Origin of the sequence: Kribbella sp. NPDC051936 (assembly GCF_040680955.1) — a bacterium.
Taxonomy (GTDB): Bacteria; Actinomycetota; Actinomycetes; order Propionibacteriales; family Kribbellaceae; genus Kribbella.
Genome location: NZ_JBFAXS010000008.1, coordinates 531964 through 550434, shown reverse-complemented (window position 1 = coordinate 550434; position 18471 = coordinate 531964). Strand labels below are relative to the sequence as shown.

The 18471-nt window shown below is 69.9% G+C and carries 18 protein-coding genes; 7 read left to right on the top strand and 11 right to left on the bottom strand.

Annotation, left to right across the window (positions count from 1 at the left end; all coding sequences use genetic code 11):
- The first annotated feature begins 77 nt into the window (after positions 1-77).
- Positions 78-1346 (top strand): serine hydrolase domain-containing protein, encoded by a 1269-nt coding sequence (locus AB0L64_RS30015; RefSeq protein ID WP_363715434.1) that lies wholly within the window; start codon positions 78-80, stop codon positions 1344-1346.
- Between the two features lie 482 nt (positions 1347-1828).
- On the opposite strand, the gene AB0L64_RS30010 is transcribed toward AB0L64_RS30015, so the two are convergent.
- On the bottom strand, positions 1829-2293 hold the full coding sequence (locus AB0L64_RS30010; RefSeq protein WP_363715432.1) for a MarR family transcriptional regulator: 465 nt from the start codon (positions 2291-2293) through the stop codon (positions 1829-1831).
- A 50-nt stretch (positions 2294-2343) separates the two neighbouring features.
- Between AB0L64_RS30010 and AB0L64_RS30005 the strand changes: the two genes are divergently transcribed.
- Positions 2344-2727, top strand: a complete 384-nt coding sequence (locus AB0L64_RS30005; RefSeq protein ID WP_363715430.1) for a cupin domain-containing protein — start codon at positions 2344-2346, stop codon at positions 2725-2727.
- A gap of 4 nt (positions 2728-2731) precedes the next feature.
- Here AB0L64_RS30005 and AB0L64_RS30000 read toward each other — a convergent pair whose 3' ends face one another.
- On the bottom strand, positions 2732-4030 hold the full coding sequence (locus AB0L64_RS30000; RefSeq protein WP_363715428.1) for a glycoside hydrolase domain-containing protein: 1299 nt from the start codon (positions 4028-4030) through the stop codon (positions 2732-2734).
- Positions 4031-4130: 100 nt separating this feature from the next.
- Between AB0L64_RS30000 and AB0L64_RS29995 the strand changes: the two genes are divergently transcribed.
- From AB0L64_RS29995 to AB0L64_RS29985, 3 genes are all read left to right on the top strand, one after another.
- Complete coding sequence (locus AB0L64_RS29995) at positions 4131-4604, top strand: GyrI-like domain-containing protein (RefSeq protein WP_363715426.1); 474 nt, start codon at positions 4131-4133, stop codon at positions 4602-4604.
- Positions 4605-5660, top strand: a complete 1056-nt coding sequence (locus AB0L64_RS29990) for a DUF5937 family protein (RefSeq protein WP_363715424.1) — start codon at positions 4605-4607, stop codon at positions 5658-5660. It abuts the gene before it with no gap.
- A 63-nt stretch (positions 5661-5723) separates the two neighbouring features.
- The gene (locus AB0L64_RS29985) at positions 5724-6926 is read left to right on the top strand and encodes an MFS transporter (RefSeq protein WP_363715422.1); all 1203 of its coding nucleotides are present in this window, start codon (positions 5724-5726) and stop codon (positions 6924-6926) included.
- Here AB0L64_RS29985 and AB0L64_RS29980 read toward each other — a convergent pair.
- The 7 genes from AB0L64_RS29980 to AB0L64_RS29950 form a co-directional block, all read right to left on the bottom strand.
- Positions 6907-7959 carry an FAD-dependent oxidoreductase gene (locus tag AB0L64_RS29980; RefSeq protein ID WP_363715420.1) on the bottom strand — a complete coding sequence of 351 codons (1053 nt, stop codon included), beginning with the start codon at positions 7957-7959 and terminating at the stop codon, positions 6907-6909. The genes AB0L64_RS29985 and AB0L64_RS29980 overlap by 20 nt on opposite strands.
- A gap of 93 nt (positions 7960-8052) precedes the next feature.
- Positions 8053-8667, bottom strand: a complete 615-nt coding sequence (locus tag AB0L64_RS29975) for a hypothetical protein (protein ID WP_363715418.1) — start codon at positions 8665-8667, stop codon at positions 8053-8055.
- A gap of 71 nt (positions 8668-8738) precedes the next feature.
- The gene (locus AB0L64_RS29970) at positions 8739-9434 is read right to left on the bottom strand and encodes a hypothetical protein (protein WP_363715416.1); all 696 of its coding nucleotides are present in this window, start codon (positions 9432-9434) and stop codon (positions 8739-8741) included.
- 79 nt (positions 9435-9513) lie between these two features.
- Entirely contained in the window at positions 9514-11040 is a 1527-nt protein-coding gene (gene cobJ / locus AB0L64_RS29965) for a precorrin-3B C(17)-methyltransferase (protein WP_363715414.1), read from the bottom strand.
- A complete protein-coding gene (locus AB0L64_RS29960; RefSeq protein ID WP_363715412.1) occupies positions 11037-11666 on the bottom strand; it encodes a precorrin-8X methylmutase in 630 nt (209 codons plus the stop codon). Before AB0L64_RS29960 ends, cobJ begins: the two co-directional genes overlap by 4 nt.
- Positions 11663-12751, bottom strand: coding sequence for a precorrin-3B synthase (locus AB0L64_RS29955; protein WP_363715410.1), 1089 nt, complete (start codon positions 12749-12751; stop codon positions 11663-11665). The genes AB0L64_RS29960 and AB0L64_RS29955 overlap by 4 nt, the downstream gene beginning before the upstream one ends.
- A 10-nt stretch (positions 12752-12761) precedes the next feature.
- Positions 12762-13928, bottom strand: coding sequence for an MFS transporter (locus AB0L64_RS29950; RefSeq protein WP_363715408.1), 1167 nt, complete (start codon positions 13926-13928; stop codon positions 12762-12764).
- A gap of 145 nt (positions 13929-14073) precedes the next feature.
- Here AB0L64_RS29950 and AB0L64_RS29945 point away from each other — a divergent pair, with 145 nt between their 5' ends.
- Complete coding sequence (locus AB0L64_RS29945) at positions 14074-14556, top strand: MarR family transcriptional regulator (RefSeq protein WP_359929891.1); 483 nt, start codon at positions 14074-14076, stop codon at positions 14554-14556.
- Between the two features lie 76 nt (positions 14557-14632).
- Positions 14633-16138 carry an MFS transporter gene (locus AB0L64_RS29940; RefSeq protein WP_363715405.1) on the top strand — a complete coding sequence of 502 codons (1506 nt, stop codon included), beginning with the start codon at positions 14633-14635 and terminating at the stop codon, positions 16136-16138.
- Here the strand turns inward: AB0L64_RS29940 and AB0L64_RS29935 are convergent.
- Entirely contained in the window at positions 16059-17636 is a 1578-nt protein-coding gene (locus AB0L64_RS29935; protein WP_363715403.1) for a carboxylesterase family protein, read from the bottom strand. The two genes, AB0L64_RS29940 and AB0L64_RS29935, sit on opposite strands and share 80 nt — an antisense overlap.
- A gap of 69 nt (positions 17637-17705) precedes the next feature.
- The gene (gene cobF / locus AB0L64_RS29930; RefSeq protein WP_363715401.1) at positions 17706-18464 is read right to left on the bottom strand and encodes a precorrin-6A synthase (deacetylating); all 759 of its coding nucleotides are present in this window, start codon (positions 18462-18464) and stop codon (positions 17706-17708) included.
- Between the last annotated feature and the right edge of the window lie 7 nt (positions 18465-18471).

Here is an 18471-nt window from a genome sequence, read left to right as displayed (position 1 = left end):
CCAAGTGGCCCGAGTGGACCTCTGGAGGTGAAAGACTTTCGGGGTCCGGGAGTCTCGGTTCGAAGGAGTAGACGTTCGTGGAGCTGTCGCGTCGGAATCTGGGGAAGCTTGCTGTCGCGACTGGTGCTACCGCTGCGGTCGGCACCGGTGCTGGTTATGTGATCGGGCGGCCGGCCGATGCGGCTGCCACCTGGCAGACCACCGGGACCGCGGTGTCGGCGCTGGCCGGGTTCGACAGTCAGATGAAGGCGTTCATGCAGGCCCGTGGCGTGACGGCCGGGCAGCTCGCGGTGACGTACAAGGGCCGTCTGGTGCTTGCCCGCGGCTACAGTACGTCGACCGCGTTGACCGTGCAGCCGACCTCGTTGTTCCGGATCGCCAGCTTGTCGAAGTCGTTCACCGCGGCGGCGATCGTGAAGCTCGTGCAGGACGGGAAGGTGAGCCTGTCGACGCCGGTCGCGAACATCCTCGACATCACGCCGGCGAGCGGCCTGACCCGGGACTCGCGCTGGTCGTCGATCACCCTGTGGAAGGTGCTGCAGCACCTCGGCGGCTGGGACCGGGACGTGTCCGGTGACCCGAACTTCAAGGACGCGACCATCTCGCGGACGCTCGGCGTACCGCTGGAGCTGCAGCACGCGGACGTCATCAAGTACATGGCCGGGCAGAAGCTCGACTTCACGCCGGGCTCGAAGTACGCGTACTCGAACTTCGGGTACCTGCTGGCCGGCCGGGTGATCGAGAAGGTCAGCGGCCTGAGCTACGAGAACTACGTGAAGCAGAAGCTGCTCGCTCCGCTGAAGATCACGCGGATGTCGCTGGGCTGGTCGATCGCCAAGCACAGCGGCGAGACGTCGTACGAGTCGCAGTACTCCGGCCCGACCGTGCTGGACGGCTCCGCGAAGACCGTCGCCGCGCCGTACGGCTCGTTCAGTATGCGGATCCAGGACGCGAACGGCGGCTGGATCGCCAGCGCGCCCGACCTGGTGCGCTGGGCGAAGATGTTCGACGCGCCGTCGAGCGTGCTGAACAGCACGTCACTCGGCCGCGTCTGGGCGAAGCCGTCCACCGGCGTCAACGCCGACGGCTGGTACTACGGCCTCGGCTGGCAGATCCGCCCGGTCAGCAGCGGCACCGGCCGCAACACGTGGCACACCGGCAGCATGCCCGGCACGTACACGCTGCTCGTCCGTACGTCGGGCGGGCTGAGCTGGGCCGCCCTGTTCAACCGCCGCGACGACGTCAGCGGCAAGTCGTACGGCGACATCGACGCAGCCATGTGGACCGCGGCCAACGGCGTGAAGTCGTGGCCCACCCACGACTTCTTCCCCAAGTACTTCAGCTGACCCCCCGCCAAAGCACCTGTCTGACGACCCGCCACCGCGGATCACGAGACAGCCTGTGGTGACCAGAGACCTGCTATTACCAGTCCCCGGTCACCCGTTCCCGTCCCCTCTTCCCTCCCACGGCTCAAACCTCGTCGAGTCGTGGATTTCGGCGGCTCAGCACAGCCTCGATCCACGACTCGCGGTTGCGGCGCCCGACCAAACCCCACGACTCGGCGCGCTACCGCACGACGTGCAGCTCACTGGCGCCCGCTGGCGGGTTCTTCGGTGCTACGACGCAACAACCCCGCCGCCGGCGCATCCTCCCCGGGTGCAACGGCCCCAGCGCCTCCGGACGCAACAGCCCTATCGCACCCGGGCACGACACCCCAGCGCCCCGGGGGCACAACACCCCGGGGCTCAGCACACCCGGCCTCAACACCCAGGCTGCGGTGCGACAACCCGACTGCGGCACCACCTCGCGGCAGTGGCAGCCGCTTCGGTCAGTACACGGCCGCCCGGAAGTGCGGCGGGCTGATGGTGGCTTCGCCGGCGATGTCGGTCAGGACTTCGCGCAGCGTGTCGACGGCCTCGTCGCCGAGACGGTTGCGGAGCCTGCGTTCGTACAGCTGATGGAACCGGCGGGCCGCCGCCAGTGTGGCGCGGCCGTGGTCGGTGAGGTGCAGCAGCCGGGCGCGCGCGTCGGTCGGGTCCGGGCGGCGTTCGACGTACCCGCGGCGTTCCATGTCGTCGACGATCTGGCTCGCGCCCTGTTTGGTGACCTCGAGCCGCTCGGCCAGGCCGCTGATCGTCTTCGGGCCGTCGGACAGCGTCCGGAGCACGAAGCCGTCCGAGCGGCCGTGGTCGGTGTATCCCTGCGTGGCGGTGTACTCGTGCAGCTCGCGGACGAACTCCTGGTCCGCGAGCAGCAGAAGAATCCCGATATCCACCTTGCCCGATCGCGTCATGTGGCCCATGATAGTCAAGCTGGCTTGGTCAAGTCAGCTTGACTAAATGGATGGGGGACGAGATGCATGTGACGCACGCGGCCGACGCGCCGCGCTTCGAGCTGGGTGGTGCGCAGTTCACCGTGCAGGCCGCGCCGAGCCTCGGTTCGCCGGGACTGTGCACCTGGCGGCTCACGGTTCCTCCGGGGCACGGCGGTGACGCGCCGCACACACTCGACCGGGACGAGGTGTTCATGGTGCTGAGCGGCACCGTGCAGCTCGCCGCGGACGGCGACAAGCTCGGCCCGGGCGACGCCGCCGTCGTGCCGGCCGGTGAGCCGATCGCGCTGACCAACCTCGGCGAGGGCGAGGCCCAGCTGATCGTCGCGATCACGGCCGGCTTCACCGGCTACATGGCCGACGGTACGGCGGTCCAGCCGCCCTGGTCGAAGTAGCGGCTCAGCACCGCCGGTTCGGTGGGCTGTACGTCGTCTTGCTGGGCGTGGCGACGTAGTAGTCGGTGACCCACGAGCCGTCGGTGAGGCGGTCCCAGACGGCGGTCGTGCCGACCTTCGATCCGGCTCGCTGGCAGCTGATCCAGGCCAGCGAGCCGATCGGCAGCGGGTTCGGGTACGCGGCGTACGCCGTACCCGGCCCGTGCCGGCGCGTGAGGTTGTTGATCGTGGTCTGGTACGGGAAGGTGCAGCCGGGGATCGGTGCGCTGTAGCCGGTCTTGTTCGGCGTCCGGACGTAGTAGTCGATGACGTAGGTGCCGTCGGTCAGCCGGTCCCAGACCGCACTGGTGCCGATCTTCGGGCCGAAGGTCTGGCAGACGATGCGGACCCCGGCGTTCGCCGGAATGGTGGAGCGGATGGCGTAGGCGGTCGACGGGCCGCTGTAGGAGTAGATGGTGGCGCGGACCGTGTAGGTGTACCAGACCGTCGCCACTGGCGCGTCGAAGCGGTCGTTGTCGATGTTGAGGGTCACGCCGCCGTACGTCTCGGTGTGGTCGCCGCGGTACTGCTTGCCGCGCTGGCCGACCAGCCAGAACGTGTTGGGAACGGTCGGCCAGTTCGTCAGCGAGCTGTTGTTGTCCCAGCGTGCGATCCAGAGCGCGTCCGGTCGTGCGTAGGTGCTCGAGTTGTAGGCGGCGGCGAGGTCGACCGCGCCGGAGTTCTGGTGTGCGTAGACGCCGGACAAGAAGCCGAGCGCGTGGAGCTGCTTGGTCCACGCGGACAGGTAGCGCAGGACGGTCGCCCGGCAAGTGCTGTTGGTGATGTCGTAGTGCTCCATGTCGGCGTAGATCGCGCTACCGCCGAGCAGGTTGAGCGCTCTTGCCGCCTGTACGGCGTCGCGCGCGAGCAGGCCGCCCTGGAAGGTCGCTGACGGCACGGTCATCTTCACGGCGTTGGCGCGGGTCGTGCACGGCGCCTGGTAGCCCATGTAGATCGGGACCAGCCGGAAGCCCATCCGGGTCACGCTGCTGACCCAACTGGGAGTCAGTTGGGGCTGGGCGCAGCTCCGGTTCACGCCGCCGATGTAGATGCCGACAGCCCGGTACGGCGAGGCCAGCCACGCGGACATCTGCGCGACGCTCGGCGCCGTACAGGTGTCGAACGCGAGCCCGGTGTACCGGGTCGCCGTCGCACCGGCCGGGTACGGCAGCGGAGTCGTGGGCTCGGCGCCGGCGGGGACGGTTGTGCCGATACCGACGACAGCGAGTGCGAGAGCCGCGACGAGAAGCTTGACCTTGAACATGATGGCCACCCCCAGCTCTCAGTAGACGCTCGGTAATACGCCGCGGCAAGCCCGGTTGGGGTTAAGTTGTGCGCAACGACGTCCTTGGAGGGAACACGCCATGCCGGAGATCGTGGAGATCGGGGAACGGCCGTACGTCGCGTTGCGGGGCAAGGTCGCGCTGGACGGGATCGCGGCGTTCGCGGACCGGATGGGCGAGGTGGTCGCCTGGCTCGCCGCCAAGGAGATCGCGCCGAACGACGCGCCGTTCTTCAAGTACGACGTGGTCGACATGGACGCCGGGCTGGTGCTGGAGATCGGGTTCCCGGTCGACGACCTGCACTCCGGCGAGGGCGAGATCGTCACCGGCGTGCTCCCGGCCGGGCGCTACGCGACGGTCAGGCACCACGGCCATCCGGACGGGCTGCTCGGAGCGACGCGCGATCTGCTCGCCTGGGCCGACCAGGAGGGTCTCGAGTGGGACGCCGACGGTGACCACTGGACCGCCCGCCTGGAGGTGTACCGCTCCGACCCGCGTGAGGTTCCCGACATGAACGACTGGGACACCGACCTCCAGTTCAAGCTGAAGGACTGAGTGCCGACCGTTCTCGCAGGCGTGACCCGGCTGGAGCCGGAGCGGATTCGTCACGTCGCCTCGCCCCTGATCGAGCTCGGCTGCGCACTGCATGTGCTGGCTGAGCCCGCCCATCACGACCGAGTCGACTGGGCTGCGTCGCTCCCGTTGTCCGCCGAGCTGCGGGCGGAGCTGGCGCAGTGGACCTGGACCGTGCGCGCCGTGCGGGCTCGGTTCTTCGCCACCAGCGCTGCCACCGGCGTCCCCACCTGGACCGACGAGCTGGCAGCGTTGCGTTCTCGCCCGCCGGAGGACGTGGCCGCAGAACTGGTCAGGCCGTTGCGTGGTCGCCCACTGAGCAGCCGGTCGATCGACACGGACGCCGTACAGCACTGGGCTCGTAGCCGTGGACGCTCTGTCGCGGCACTGGTCGAGTCCTTGCTGACGTCACCTGCTGAGCCGGTCCGCCGGTTTCTCGACGTATTGGACGCCTGCTGGCGCGAGTGGTTCGGTGAGCTCTGGGAGGCGTCGCACGACACGCTGGCTGCTCGTGGCCGGCAAGACCGCGACCTGGCCGTCCGGGACGGTCTCGGGACCATGCTGCGTTCGCTCGACAGCGCGATCGACGTACGGGACGCGGACAGCGTCGTCGTGCAGAAGGTGCAGAGCAAACGCATCGACATCGGCACGCGCTCGCTGTTGCTTGTGCCGAGCAACTACATCGCACCGCACCTGTTCGTCGGCGAGATCCCCGGTGAGCCGGTGACGGTCATCTATCCCGCCGGCGGTCGCGCCGCCGCCGTACCCACCGCACAGCAGATCCGTGCCCGCCTGGACGCGCTGGCGTCGCCGGATCGCCTCCAGGTCTGCCGCGCCGTGGCCAGCGAGGCGCGGACGGCGGGCGAGATCGCCGCGCTCTGGGGTCTCCACCCCACGCAGGTCACCCGCCACCTCCGGGCACTCACCCGCGCCGGACTGGTGACCGCCGAACGGCAGGGCCGCTTCGTCGCGTACCGCCTGAACAACGACGCGCTGACCACCCTCGGCACCGACTTGTTGACGCTGATCATGCGCTGATCGACTGACGGAAGTCGGCAGTCCACCGCCGCGGCCGGGCAATGGAATGTTGGATGAGCTGCTGTGACCTCATCCTTTTCGCCCGCGGTCCGTCGGCTGATCGCTGCCACTCTGGTCAACACGCTCGGGAACGGTGTCTACGCAGCGGTCGGGGCGCTCTATCTGACCCGCGCTGTCGGTCTGTCGGTCGCTCACGTCGGTGTGGGACTGACTGTGGCCGCGCTGGTCGGTCTGGTCGCGAGCACGCCGCTCGGCGTCGTGGCGGACCGGCTCGGACCCAACCGGGCGTACGTCGGGTTCCTGCTGCTCCAGGCGATCACGATGACCGCACTGACCCAGGTGCGGTCGTTCGGCTGGTACGTCGCCGTGGCGGCGGTGACCGCGATCGCGGACTCGGGGCAGCGTGGCGCGAAGGGCGCGTTGATCGCCGGAGTCGCACCGGCCGATCAGCGGGTGCGCACGCGGGCGATCCTCCGGGTGGTCACGAACATCGGCATGGCCGTCGGTATGGCAGCCGCCGGAGTGGTGCTCGCGGTCGACCGGCGTGAGGTGTACGTCGTGGCGCTGCTGGCGAACGCGGCGACGTACCTCGTGACAGCCGGGCTGGTGCGCTTCGGGATGCCGGCCGTTCCACCGGTGCCGTCCGCGTCGGGGCCGTCCGGGCTGACAGCGGTACGGGACCGGCGGTTCCTGGTGTTCGTCGGGCTCGACGGCGTGCTGAGCATGCATGGTGCGCTCGCGCAGGTCGGTATCCCGCTGTGGGTCGCGACCGCTACGGATGCGCCACGGTGGATCATCTCGGTGCTGCTGGTGCTCAACTCGGCGGCCGTGATCCTGTTGCAGGTCCGGATCTCCCGTGGCACGGAGCGTCTCAGCGGCGCAGCCCGGGCCGGTCGGCGCGCCGGTCTACTGCTGGCGGTCACCTGTCTGGTCCTGGCACTGAGCGATGCGACCTCCGGCGCGGTGACGATCGGTCTGCTGGTCGCTGCGGCGCTCGCGCATGTCCTGGGGGAGATGCTGCAGTCGGCGGGCGGCTGGGGCATCAGCTTCGAGCTGGCCCCGCCCGGCGCCCAAGGGCAGTACCAAGGCGCCTACGCCATGGGGCACCAGATCGGCGACTTGGTGGCGCCGCTTCTCATCACGACGGTTGCGGTGTCCTGGGGCTGGCCGGGGTGGTTGCTGACGGCAGCTGTGTTCCTGGTGGCCGGGTTGTTCGTGCCGGTCGTCGTGCAGGAGCCGGAACCCGTTATGCAGCCACAGGTTTGAGGAGGTCGCGCAGCGCGCGGGCAGCCGTGAAGCCGGCACGGTTGGCGCCGATGGTGCTGGCCGACGGGCCGTAGCCGACCAGCTGGATCCGCGGGTCGATGACCGTGGCGGTGCCGTTCATACGGATGCCGCCGGACGGCTCGCGCAGGTGCAGCGGTGCCAGGTGCGCGAGGTCGGCCCGGAAGCCGGTCGCCCACAGGATCGTGTCGACCTGCAGATGATCGCCGGACGCCCACTCCACGCCGTCCTTCGTGATCCGCGAGAACATCGGCAGGCGGGTGTAGACGCCACGGTCCGCGGCCGCCTGCTCCTGGGGCCTCAGATGCAGCCCTGTCACACTGACGACGCTGCGCGGCGGCAGGCCGGCCCGGACCCGCTCCTCGACGCGAGCCACGACCTGACGCCCGTACTCCGGCGTGAAGTCCTGGCCCGTGCGCCACTCCGGCGGCCGACGCGTCACCCATGTGGTCGTGGCCACCTCGGAGATCTCCGCAAGCAACTGGACGGCAGACGCCCCGCCGCCGACAACCAGGACATGCTGACCGGCCAGCTCAGCCGCGCCGCGGTAGTCGGCCGTGTGCAGTTGGCGCCCCTCGAACGTCTCGATGCCCGGATACCAGGGGATGAAGGGCCGGTCCCACGTCCCGGTCGCGTTCACGATCGAGCCCGCGTGGTAACTGCCGTTGGACGTCTCCAACTCGAACCCGTCCGCCGCCGGCCGGACGCTCTCCACGGCCACAGGCCGCAGTACCGGCAGGTCGAACTGCTTCTCGTAGTCCGCGAAGTACGCCGGGACGAACTCGTTGGCCTGCTCCGCGCCCGCACTCGACGGCACCGGTACGCCGGGCAGGTTCGCGATCCCGTGCACGTCGTGCATGGTCAGCGAGTCCCACCGGTGCTGCCAGGCGCCGCCGGGGTCGCTGTTGCGGTCCAGGACGAGGACCTCGTCGTACGGCGTGAATCCCATCCGGACCAGGTGGTACGCAGCCGACAGCCCGGCCTGTCCCGCACCGATCACCGCTACCTCGAGCACATCAGCACCAACGCCCGGCGCGACTCACGTCTTCCCGGCGGCGAACATGACCCGGACGGCGGATAGCTGCTATCCGCCGCCCGGGGCCGACCGTCAGTCGGTACGCCGCTTCCCGGCGACGCCGCCGGCGACAGCCGCGACCAGCGTGATCAGGACGGCCGCCGCGACCGCGACCAGACCGCCGGTCGTCAGCGTCGTGTCGGCGATCGGCAGCGACGGCAGATCCATCCGGTTCAGGACGTCGTACTCCGAGCCGGCCAGCGCGGCGAGCCCGGCGACGATCGCGGTCACCACGATGCCGATCAGCCAGACGCCGAAGCCGTGCAGGGCGCCGTGGGCGCGGGCGAGCCGGCCGGCGACGGATCCGCCGGCGTAGTAGGCGATCGCCAGGACGACCAGTAGGACCACGACGGACGCGATCCCGATGGTGCCGGCCGTGCCGGCGCTGCCCTGGGCCGCGTTCCAGTCGATCGTGAGCGCGTAGTCGACGGCGGCCGCGACCGCGCCGACGATCCCGGTCAGCAGCGCGATCATGCCGATCGCGACCAGCCAGCCGTAGAACGCCGAGCCACCGGCCGAACCGCGGCGCGTGGGCTCCAGAACTCCGTCGTCGCGCTCGGGATCGGCCACTGTGGGCCGGTCGTCGACGTACGCCTCGGACGGTCCGAGCCGATCGACGCGGGTGTCTTCGTCATACTGCTGAGTCATGTCAGCTTCTCCTCACCGGACAAGCCCCGTGTGTCACCCCAGTACCCCGGGGTGAAACCAGCAGCGACAGCTCAGAGTAGTTGGTCGATGCGGTCGTGGTAGCGACGCCCGGACTTACCGCCGACGATGGCGGCCAGCAGCGTGAGGACCAGGACCGCTGCCGTGGCGGCGATGCTGCCGAGCAGGAGCGTGTTGCCGGCGATCGCGACGTCCGGCCGGTTGATCTCGTCGGTCAGGCCGTACTGGTTGTCGAGCAGCCACCCTGCGCCGCCCGCGAGCGCTCCCACGACCACGGCGATCAACCAGACACCGAAGCCCTGCCGTCCGCCGTCGAAGCGGGCCAGCCGGCCGGCGACGTAGCCGCCGATGTAGAACGCCAGTGTCAGCATGAACAACGTCACCCCGGCCGCCGTGATCGAGGCCGCGCCGGGCTGGGCCTTCGCGTCGCTCGTGGTGTAGTCCAGGACCTCGGCGGTACCGAGCGCGGCTCCCGCCACGGCGGCCATCAGCAGCACCGACATCGAGACGGCGATCAGCCAGCCGAAGAACGCCGCACCGAACTTGAACCCGCGGTACGACAGCAGGTCCGCATCGACCTCATCCTCCCCGGGCAGGGCCGGCGGCGTCCGCAACGGCGGGTCCGGGGTGACCGAGATCGTGCTCATCGCCCGGCTCGCGGCCGCACGGGCCTCCTCGTACTTCTGGGTGCTGGCGTCGCCGGCGGGTGTAGCGATCGTGGCGGTGTCGCCGGGGTACTGCTGACTCATCTCCGCGGGCTCCTCACAGGTCGGCTTCGGGGCGGTCCCTACCCGCCCGCACCGCGCCTGACACGGCCGGAGTGCGGATTTAACCGACTCCTGGTGCGCTGTCACTCGCTGTCGCGGGGTATCGGCGCGGAGTAAAGACCAGGGAGCCGGCCGGGCGGGGCACGGTACGCGTCTGTGACGAGCCGATCAGGAGCAGGCACCGCATGTCAACCGTTTCGGGGTCGAGCTCCGCCAGCGTCGTGACGGTGATCGTCTCCTCCGGACCGCCGACATCGCGACCGACCACCACCGGCGTACCGGGGGAACGGTGCTCGAGCAGCAGCTCGCGGGTCGCTGCCACCTGCCACTTGCGGGTCTTGGAGGCGGGGTTGTAGATCGCGATCGCCAGGTCGGCCTGGGCCGCGGCGCTGAGGCGCTGAGCGATCACGTCCCACGGCTTGAGCCGGTCCGACAGCGACAGCACGCAGTAGTCGTGTCCCAGCGGCGCTCCGACCCGGCTGGCGACCGCTTGCGCGGCGGTCATGCCAGGCAGCACCTGTACGGCGATGTCGGCGTACTCCGGCTCCGCGGCGACTTCGGTGACCGCACTGGCCATGGCGAAGACGCCCGGGTCGCCGGACGACACCACGACGACCGTGGAGCCCTTGCGGGCCAGGTCGAGCGCGAAGGCGGCCCGCTCGGACTCGACACGGTTGTCCGAGCCGTGCTTGCGCTGCCGCGCGCGGTCCGGCAGCCGGTCGACGTACGTCGTGTAGCCGATCACGTCGTCCGCACCCGCGATCGCGGCCCGGACCTCTGGTGTCATCCAGTCCGGGCCGGCCGGTCCCAGGCCGACAACCGTGACTGAGCCTTCGGCGGCGGTCTTCGTGACCGGGGGAGCGAAGGTGTTGTTGATCGGGCTCGGGAGGAGCGCGAGGGAGAAGTACGGCACCTCGTCGGGGTCGACCTCGTTGAGCGGCGCTGTGCGCTGCGCATCGGTGGTCGCGCGTTCGACGTACCAGGCCTCGTCGGCGCGTCCGGCGAGCTCGAACGCCTCCCGGACTCCTGCGAAGGTGCGCCCGAGCTTCATCACGGCCGCCGCGTCGGTGGAACGCAGGCGGTCCGCCAGGACGTCCGGCGGCAACGTGCCAGGCAGCACGGTGAGGATCTCGTCGCGTTCACAGAGCGGGCGTCCGAGGACGGCGGCCGCGGCGCTGACCGAGGTCACACCGGGGACGACCTCGCACGGGTAGCGGTCCGCGAGCCGTTTGTGCATGTGCATGTAGGAGCCGTAGAACAGCGGGTCGCCTTCTGCGAGGACGACGACGTCGCGGCCCGCGTCCAGGTGCGCGGCGAGCCGGGCGGCGCAGTCGGCGTAGAAGTCGTCCATCGCGCCCTGGTAGCCACCTGGGTGGTCGGTCGTCTCCGTGGTGAGCGGGTAGACGAGATGCTCCTCGATCTGCCCCGGCGTCAGGTACGGCGCGGCGACCGTCCGCGCGATGCTCCGCCCGTGCCGCGCGCTGTGGAACGCGATCACGTCCGCGGCCCCGATCAACCGGGCCGCCTTCACGGTCACCAGCTCGGAATCGCCGGGCCCCAGCCCGACACCCCACAGTCGCCCGCTCATTCGACCTCACTCGCGATCGCGTTGACGGCCGCCGCGGTGATCGCGCTGCCGCCCCGACGGCCGCGCACCACGAGGTACTCGAGCCCGAGCTCGTTCGCGGCCAGCGCGTCCTTGGACTCGGCCGCACCGATGAAGCCGACCGGGATCCCCAGCACCGCGGCCGGCCGCGGACCGCCGGCCGCGATCACCTCCAGCAGCCGGAAGAGCGTCGTCGGTGCGTTGCCGATAGCAACAACTGCGCCGTCGAGCCGGTCCAGCCACAGGTCGACGGCGGCGGCGCTGCGCGTCGTACCGAGCTGGTGCGCGAGGTCCACGGTGCGCGGGTGCTGCAGCGTGCAGATCACCTCGTTGTCCGCCGGGAGCCGCCGCCGGGTGATGCCGGCCGCGACCATCCGCGCGTCGCACAGGATCGGCGCACCGTTCTGCAGCGCGGCCCGGGCGTTCTTCACCACGTTCGCCGACCAGGCGATGTCGGCGACCAGGTCCGTCATGCCGCACGCGTGAATCATCCGTACGGCGACCTGCGCCACATCGGCCGGCAGCCCGTCCAGCGCAGCCTCGGCCCGGATCGTCGCGAACGACCGCCGGTAGATCTCCGCGCCGTCCCGCTCGTACTCGTAACTCACACCCGTTTCCCGTCCACCAGATAACCGTCACCGACAGCTTGAACATCCACGTACGCACCGCTCGGCTTCCCGCACCGCCGCTCGCAGCCCGACCAGTGCACCCGCCGGCCGTCCCTTCGCATCTCGGGGACCAGCCGGGCGGCGTCCGCTCGGACATCGGCCAGCGACTTCGCGCACCCGGGCCGGCCTGCGCAGGCTGTGACACCTTCCCAGACCGAGTCTGGTGTGGTGATCAGGCCGACGTCCTCCAACCCTGCAGTGGCAGCGGGCACAACGACAGAGCGCCAGGGCGTGATGCGGACCTCATCGTCCGACCGGACCAGTGCCGCGGCCTGTTCCTGCGTCAGGCTTCCCAACGGCACGGTGACCACCAGCGCGGCACCATGCCGACCCGCTGTCACACGCGTCGACTCTGCAGGCAGGGCCTCGTCTGCTTGCACTCCAAGCCGCTCAAGCACGCGCTCAGCACCACCGACGACCTCAGCGATCCGCCATTCCTGGTCACGCACCTCGAGGAAGGCCTCGGCCGCGGCCAGCATCAGCTCCGGCACCTGGTCCCACTCCACACGCACACCGCGAGCCCCGAGACTCAGCAACGCACTCCGCTCGTCGAGCGCCCGCACCGCAACGTCCGCCTGCAGCTCGGCCAAGTCACCACGCCCGTCATCCAGGGCGAACAAGAAGCGTCCCGGCAGGTCAGCCAGCGCAGGGCGGTCGCACAGTGCCTGATCCAGTGCAGCGGCCACGGGGATCACGTCGTACTTCGACTGCTGGTCCAGACCGGACAGCGGCGACGCCAGGATGTTCCGCACGCGCTCGTGTGCGATCGACGGCAGCAGCCCTGCAGCAAACAGCCGGTCCGACAGCTGCCGTGGCCCGTCGGCACGGAGCGCGCGGATCTGGATGTTGCCGCGCGACGTCAGCTCCAGCCGGCCGTCACCGAGCTCGGCGGCAGCAAGGCGCAGTACGTCGACCTGCTCGGACGTCAGCCGGCCGCCGGGGACCCGCACGCGTGCGAGTCCGCCGTCAGCCGCCTGGTGCACTGCCAGCACACCAGGGCACCGATCGCCTTCTGTCCTCGCCACAGCGGTGATGCTACGTCCCCGAAACCTCGTGTGTTCTGGCCCACAGCAGGAACCCGACCGCCGCGAGTGCACACACGCCTCCGGCCGTCATCGCCACCGGGACCGACCACGCATCCACCACCAACCCGCCGAGCAGCGCGCCGACAGACAACACCGCCTGGAACGACGAGGTGAACCAGACCGTCGCCGCTTCCCGCGATTCGGGAGCGGCCTGCGCGAACATGCTCATCGAGCAGACCGGTACGCCGCCGTACCCGAGTCCCCATACCACGAGCAGCACGAGCGCCCCCGCCGTACTGCGGCCGATCACCGGCATCAGGAGCGTCGCCGTGGCGATGAGTGCGGCACAGGTGACGAAGGTGCCGCGGCGATGTGCCTTCGGCCCGGCGAGGAGATTGCCGACCAGACCGGCGGCGCCGTACACGAGCAGGAACAGGCCGATGAGCTCCGGACGCACGACATCGCGCAGGAACGGCGTGACGTAGGTGTAGGTCGCGAAATGTGCCGTGACGATCAGAGAGGTGACGATCAGCGGGGTCCGGCTCCTGCGCAGCGCGGCAGCGAGCACGGCGGGCTTGGTGACCTGCAGAGGCGGGAGTTGCGGCACCGTGGTGCGCAGTGCGACCAGAGCCAGCAGTGCGAGGACGCCGAGCGCAGCGAACGACGCACGCCAGCCTGCGAGTTCGCCGAGGAACGTTCCCGCCGGCACGCCGAGCACCGAGCCGAGGGGGACCGCGGAGAAGATCACAGCGGTGGCCCGCGCCGCCCATCGCTCCGGGACGAGCCGTCCGGCGAGACCGGCGCCGATGGACCAGAAGCCGCCGATGGTCAGGCCGACGAGGAACCTGGCCGCCAGTTCGAGCCAGAAGACCGGCGCGGTGGCGGCGACCAGGCCGGCGACGGCCAGCAGGACCATGAGCGCGCAGAGCATCAGACGCCGGTCCAGCCGTGCCGTTGCGAGCGTGACGACCGGCGCGGCGACCGCCGCGACCAGGCCGGGCATCGTCATCAGCAAGCCCGTGCGGCCGGGGGTCAGCGCGAAGTCGGCGCCGATCGGGGTGAGTAGGCCGATCGGGAGGATCTCGGTGGTGACGATCGCGAAGATCCCGAGCGTCAGCGCGCCGACGCCGAACCACTCGAGCGCCCGCGGCGACGACCGGGTTGTCAGAACAGTCATGCGGTCCAGGCAACCGGCCGTGGTGCCGGACGGCTCGCGGTTTCGCGACAGCGCGGTCGGGGGCGGGCAAGCCGTCGCTTTTCCGCGAGGAATGATCCGGCTCGGGATCATCTCCGGCCAGATGATCCGAGCTAATCTCGAGGGTATGGCGCAGCTCCCGGCACGGACCGTCCCCGACCTCACCGGATACCTCACGCACGCGGGTCACGTCCTGGAGACCCAGTTGTCCGCGGCGCTGGCGGAGGTCGGCCTGACGCTGCGGATGCAGTGCGTCCTGCGGCACGCGCTGGAGGCCGAACGCACGCAGATCCAGATCGCCGAGCTCGCGTACCTGGACAAGACCACGATGGTCGTCACCGTCGACGCCCTCGAGAAGGCCGGGTACGCCGAACGCAAACCGTCCACGACCGACCGGCGCGCCCGGATCATCGCCGTCACCGAGGCCGGCGCCGCGATCGCGGCCGAGGGGCAGCAGATCGTCGACCGCGTCCACGCCGAGGCGCTGGACGCCCTGACCGCGGCGCAGCGCAAGACCTTCGTCGAGTCCGTCACCACCTTGGTGGACGGCCCGCTGGCCACCCCGGTGACCGCCCAGCCCGTCCGCCGCTCCCGCCAGCGCACCGCATGATCATCCACTAAAAGATCGTCTGTTACGGGACTATCTGTTAAGGTCTCTCCTGTCGGCTATCAGACAGGAGAGCGTTGTGGCTGTGGAGTCTGCGGAGTCTGCGAAGTTGGCCGGGCGGGTGCGGGGACGGACCCAGGCCCTGGTCGTGCTGTGCGTGATGCAGTTGATGATCATCCTCGACGGGACCGTGGTGACCGTGGCGCTGCCCACGATCCAAGGCGATCTGGGGTTCTCGCAGGCCGGGCTGGCCTGGGTGATGAACTCGTACCTGATCGCGTTCGCCGGTCTGCTCCTGCTGGCCGGGCGGATCGGTGATCTGGTCGGGAGCAAGCGGGTGTTCGTCGCGGGGCTCGCGTTGTTCACCGCGGCCTCGCTGCTGTGCGGTGTGGCGGGGAGTGCAGAGGTCCTGATCGCCGGACGCTTCCTGCAGGGGGTCGGCGGCGCACTGGCCTCGGCGGTGATCCTCGGCATGATCGTGAGCCTGTACCCGGCTCCCGGTGAGCAGGCGCGGGCGATGGGCGTCTACAGCTTCACGGCAGCCAGCGGCGCGTCGATCGGGCTCATCTTCGGTGGGGTGATCACCCAGACCATCGGCTGGCACTGGGCGTTTCTGATCAACGTGCCGATCGGTGTGGTCTCACTGGTGTTCGCCGTACGGCTGCTGGCTCACCGACCTGGTCTTGGCCTCGCCAACGGTGCGGACATCGTGGGCGCCGTACTGGTGACGTCCGGGCTGTCGCTGGCCGTCTACACGATCGTCCAGACCGCAGAGCCGCAGGCGACGCTTGCCCGCACACTTCTGCAGGCAGGGGCCGCACTCGTCCTGCTGGCCGCGTTCGTCGTGCGGCAAGCGCGCATCAAGCACCCGTTGCTGGCCCTGCGCATCTTCCGTCGCCGGCAGCTCAGCGTGGCGAACGTCGTGGTCGTCCTGCTCTTCGCGGCCGGTTTCGGCTTCCAGTTCACCACCGCGCTCTACGTGCAGCGCGTCCTGGGCTACGACTCGCTCACCACTGGCCTCGCCTTTCTGCCGGCGCCGATCATGAACGCACTGATGTCGCTGTCACTGGCGCCGCGACTGACTGTCCGCTTCGGTCCGCGCAGGATGCTGATCGCCGGGCTCGTCGTCTTCCTGCTGGCGCTGCTCTGGATCAGCCGTGCGCCGGTCGACGGCTCGTACGTCGTCGACGTCGGCCCAGTGCTGGCGGTGATGGGTGCCGGTATCGGTGTTGCCATCCCGGCGTCGATCATGCTGGCGATGTCCGGCGCGGACGCCGGCGACGCAGGGCTGGCCTCAGGCCTCAACAACACCGCACAGCAAGCCGGTGCGGCCGTGGGCACCGCCGTACTGGCCACGCTGGCCGCGTCCACGACCTCCAACCGCCTCAGCGACGGTGCCGACAAGCTCCTGGCACTACGCGACGGCTACGGCGCGGCCTGGCTCGCGGCCGCCGGATTCGTGCTGGCAGCGGCCCTGCTGTCCATCAGCCTGCTCCGCGGCATGGCTACTCTGGGCGGCCGCCCGAAATTGCGGGTGTGGAGAGGCCTGTCCAGAATCCGCACTGGTGCTCGGTCGTCAGATTGACGCGCTTAATGCCGCCCTGGTCCGTGGGCGCGAGCGAGAGCCCGTTGACGGTCCGTACGCCGGTCGGTGACCACTGCGGGCGGTCCAGGCCGTTCGGGTTGCCGGTGCGCGCGAACGCTGTCCAGTAGTCGATCATCTGGTTGGACAGCCTCTGTTGCGTGTCCGACATCGGGAAGTCGTATCCGCCGAGCCGGAACAGGTACGGCAGCTCCATGGCGTGTGCGGCTCCCAGTCCGGGCGCTGCGATCGGAGAGTGCTTGTCAGCGAACTCGTATGCGTACACCGGTACCTTGCGCGCCGCCTGCTGGTCCGCCGCGACCTGTGTGCACGACCAGATCCGGTCCGTCGTCACAGCACCCCACGCCGCGGCCGGCGACTCGTAGCTGGTCTGCGGGTAGTGCCGCAGTACCGCTGGTGCCTTCTGCGCGCCGACCATGTTCCGCACCAGCGCCGGATAGTCCTTGATGTCCCCGAACGCGGCCAGCCAGCCGTTCGCCTCGTCGTGATTGTTCCCGGAGATGATCGGCACCCGGTGGAAGAGCCCCGCGCGCAGGGCCTTCGCCGGGCTGAGCGGTACGACGGGGCTCCCGCCGTACCCGATCTGCGTGAACTGGAGCAGGTCGTCGACCAGGATGTCGGCCTTCAAGCCGCGCAGGCACTCGATCGTGGTGCAGTTCTTGCCCGCGGCCCACTCCTTGCCGTTCGCCTGCGTCCGGCTGACGGGGACCCACGGGGAGTCTGCGGTCTGGCCCGGGTACTGGCTGTTGTCGGCCCAGTTGAACGCGCAGGAGCCGCTCTGCATGATCGCCTTCGCGAACAGGCCGGACGCGGTCGGAGAGGTCAGCTGCGCGCACACGCTCATCCCGCCGGCGGACTCGCCCGCGACCGTGATGTTGCGCGGGTCGCCGCCGAACGCGCGGGCGTTGCGCTGCACCCAGCGCATGGCCGCCTGCTGGTCCTGCAGACCGAAGGTGCCGGAGCCGGGCAGACCCGGGTAGCCGAAGAAGCCGAAGATGCCGAGGCGGTAGTTGACCGTGACAACGACGACGTCGCCCCGCGCGGCGAACTTCGACGCCTCGTAGCTGCTGCCGGCGCCGGAGAAGAACCCGCCACCGGGGATCCACACCACGACCGCGCGAGGCTTCGTGGAGAAGGCGGCTGGCGTCGACACGTTCAGGTACAGGCAGTCCTCGGCCACCGATCCGTCCGGCGCCTCGGAATTCGGCTGCTGCGCGCAGACGCTGCCCACCTTCGACTCGCGCACCCCGCTCCACGGCTGCACCGGCTGCGGCGCCTTCCACCGCAGGGCGCCTGTCGGGGGAGCGGCGTACGGGATCCCGTCGTACACCAGCGCGTCCCCGACCGACCGCGCAGCCACCCGCCCCGCATCGGTCCGTACGACGTGCTCAGCCGCGTCGCCGGCCCCAGCGCCGCCCACCAACGTCCCGGCCGCGGCCAGCCCGGCAGCCGCCACTATTGCCAACATCTTCTTCGCCATACCGGCACCCTCTGCCGGCAGCCGCCTTCACCACTTCGTGCCGACGGCCAAACCCACTAAGACTTTGGTCTAGCTGTGGCGCCTGAGGAGGTAGGTGTCCATGATCCAGCCCTTGCGGTCTCGCGCCTCGGCGCGGACCTTCTCGATCTCGGGTGCGACCTCGCGGAGCGGACCCGAGACGAGGAGTTCGTCGGGCGTGCCGAGGTAGGCGCCCCAGTAGATGTCGGCGTCCTGGTCGAGGTGCTCGGTGAACGCGGTCTGCGCGTCGAGCATCACCACGACGTCGTCCACCCCGTCCGGCCACTCCTTCGCGAGGCGCCGGCCGGTGGTGATCTGGATCGGCCGGCCGACCTGGTTCAGCCCGACCCGGTGCCGCGCGGCGAGCGTCGACACGCTGCTGATCCCGGGAATCACCTCGACCGAGAACGCGAGCTCACCGCGCGCCAGGATGTCGTCCAGGATCGCCAGCGTGCTGTCGTACAGCGACGGGTCGCCCCACACCAGGAACGCGCCGACCTGGTCCTCGCCCAGCTCGGTCGCGAGCAGCTCCGCGCAGACGTCCGCCCGGCGCCGCCGCCAGTCGTCGACCGCCTCGACGTACGCCGCGGTCGTGCGGTCCCGCTCCGGGTCCCGGCCGACGACGACGCGGTACTCCTTGCTCGTCGCGTACCGGCGGAGGATCTCCGACCGCAGGTCGACCAGCTCCTGCTTGACCTCGCCCTTGTCCAGCACGAAGAACACGTCGACCCGGTTCAGCGCCGACACGGCCTGCATCGTCACCTGCTCCGGATCGCCCGCACCGACCCCGACCACCACAATCTCGCGCATGCCCGCA

Coding starts and splice junctions, on each gene's coding strand:
- AB0L64_RS29935 (WP_363715403.1), bottom strand. CDS start 17,636: ATGGCGAAGAAGATGTTGGCAATAGTGGCGGCTGCCGGGCTGGCCGCG.
- cobF (WP_363715401.1), bottom strand. CDS start 18,464: ATGCGCGAGATTGTGGTGGTCGGGGTCGGTGCGGGCGATCCGGAGCAG.
- AB0L64_RS30000 (WP_363715428.1), bottom strand. CDS start 4,030: ATGTTCAAGGTCAAGCTTCTCGTCGCGGCTCTCGCACTCGCTGTCGTC.
- AB0L64_RS30010 (WP_363715432.1), bottom strand. CDS start 2,293: ATGACGCGATCGGGCAAGGTGGATATCGGGATTCTTCTGCTGCTCGCG.
- AB0L64_RS29995 (WP_363715426.1), top strand. CDS start 4,131: ATGCCGGAGATCGTGGAGATCGGGGAACGGCCGTACGTCGCGTTGCGG.
- cobJ (WP_363715414.1), bottom strand. CDS start 11,040: ATGAGCGGGCGACTGTGGGGTGTCGGGCTGGGGCCCGGCGATTCCGAG.
- AB0L64_RS29975 (WP_363715418.1), bottom strand. CDS start 8,667: ATGACTCAGCAGTATGACGAAGACACCCGCGTCGATCGGCTCGGACCG.
- AB0L64_RS29950 (WP_363715408.1), bottom strand. CDS start 13,928: ATGACTGTTCTGACAACCCGGTCGTCGCCGCGGGCGCTCGAGTGGTTC.
- AB0L64_RS29970 (WP_363715416.1), bottom strand. CDS start 9,434: ATGAGTCAGCAGTACCCCGGCGACACCGCCACGATCGCTACACCCGCC.
- AB0L64_RS29945 (WP_359929891.1), top strand. CDS start 14,074: ATGGCGCAGCTCCCGGCACGGACCGTCCCCGACCTCACCGGATACCTC.
- AB0L64_RS30005 (WP_363715430.1), top strand. CDS start 2,344: ATGGGGGACGAGATGCATGTGACGCACGCGGCCGACGCGCCGCGCTTC.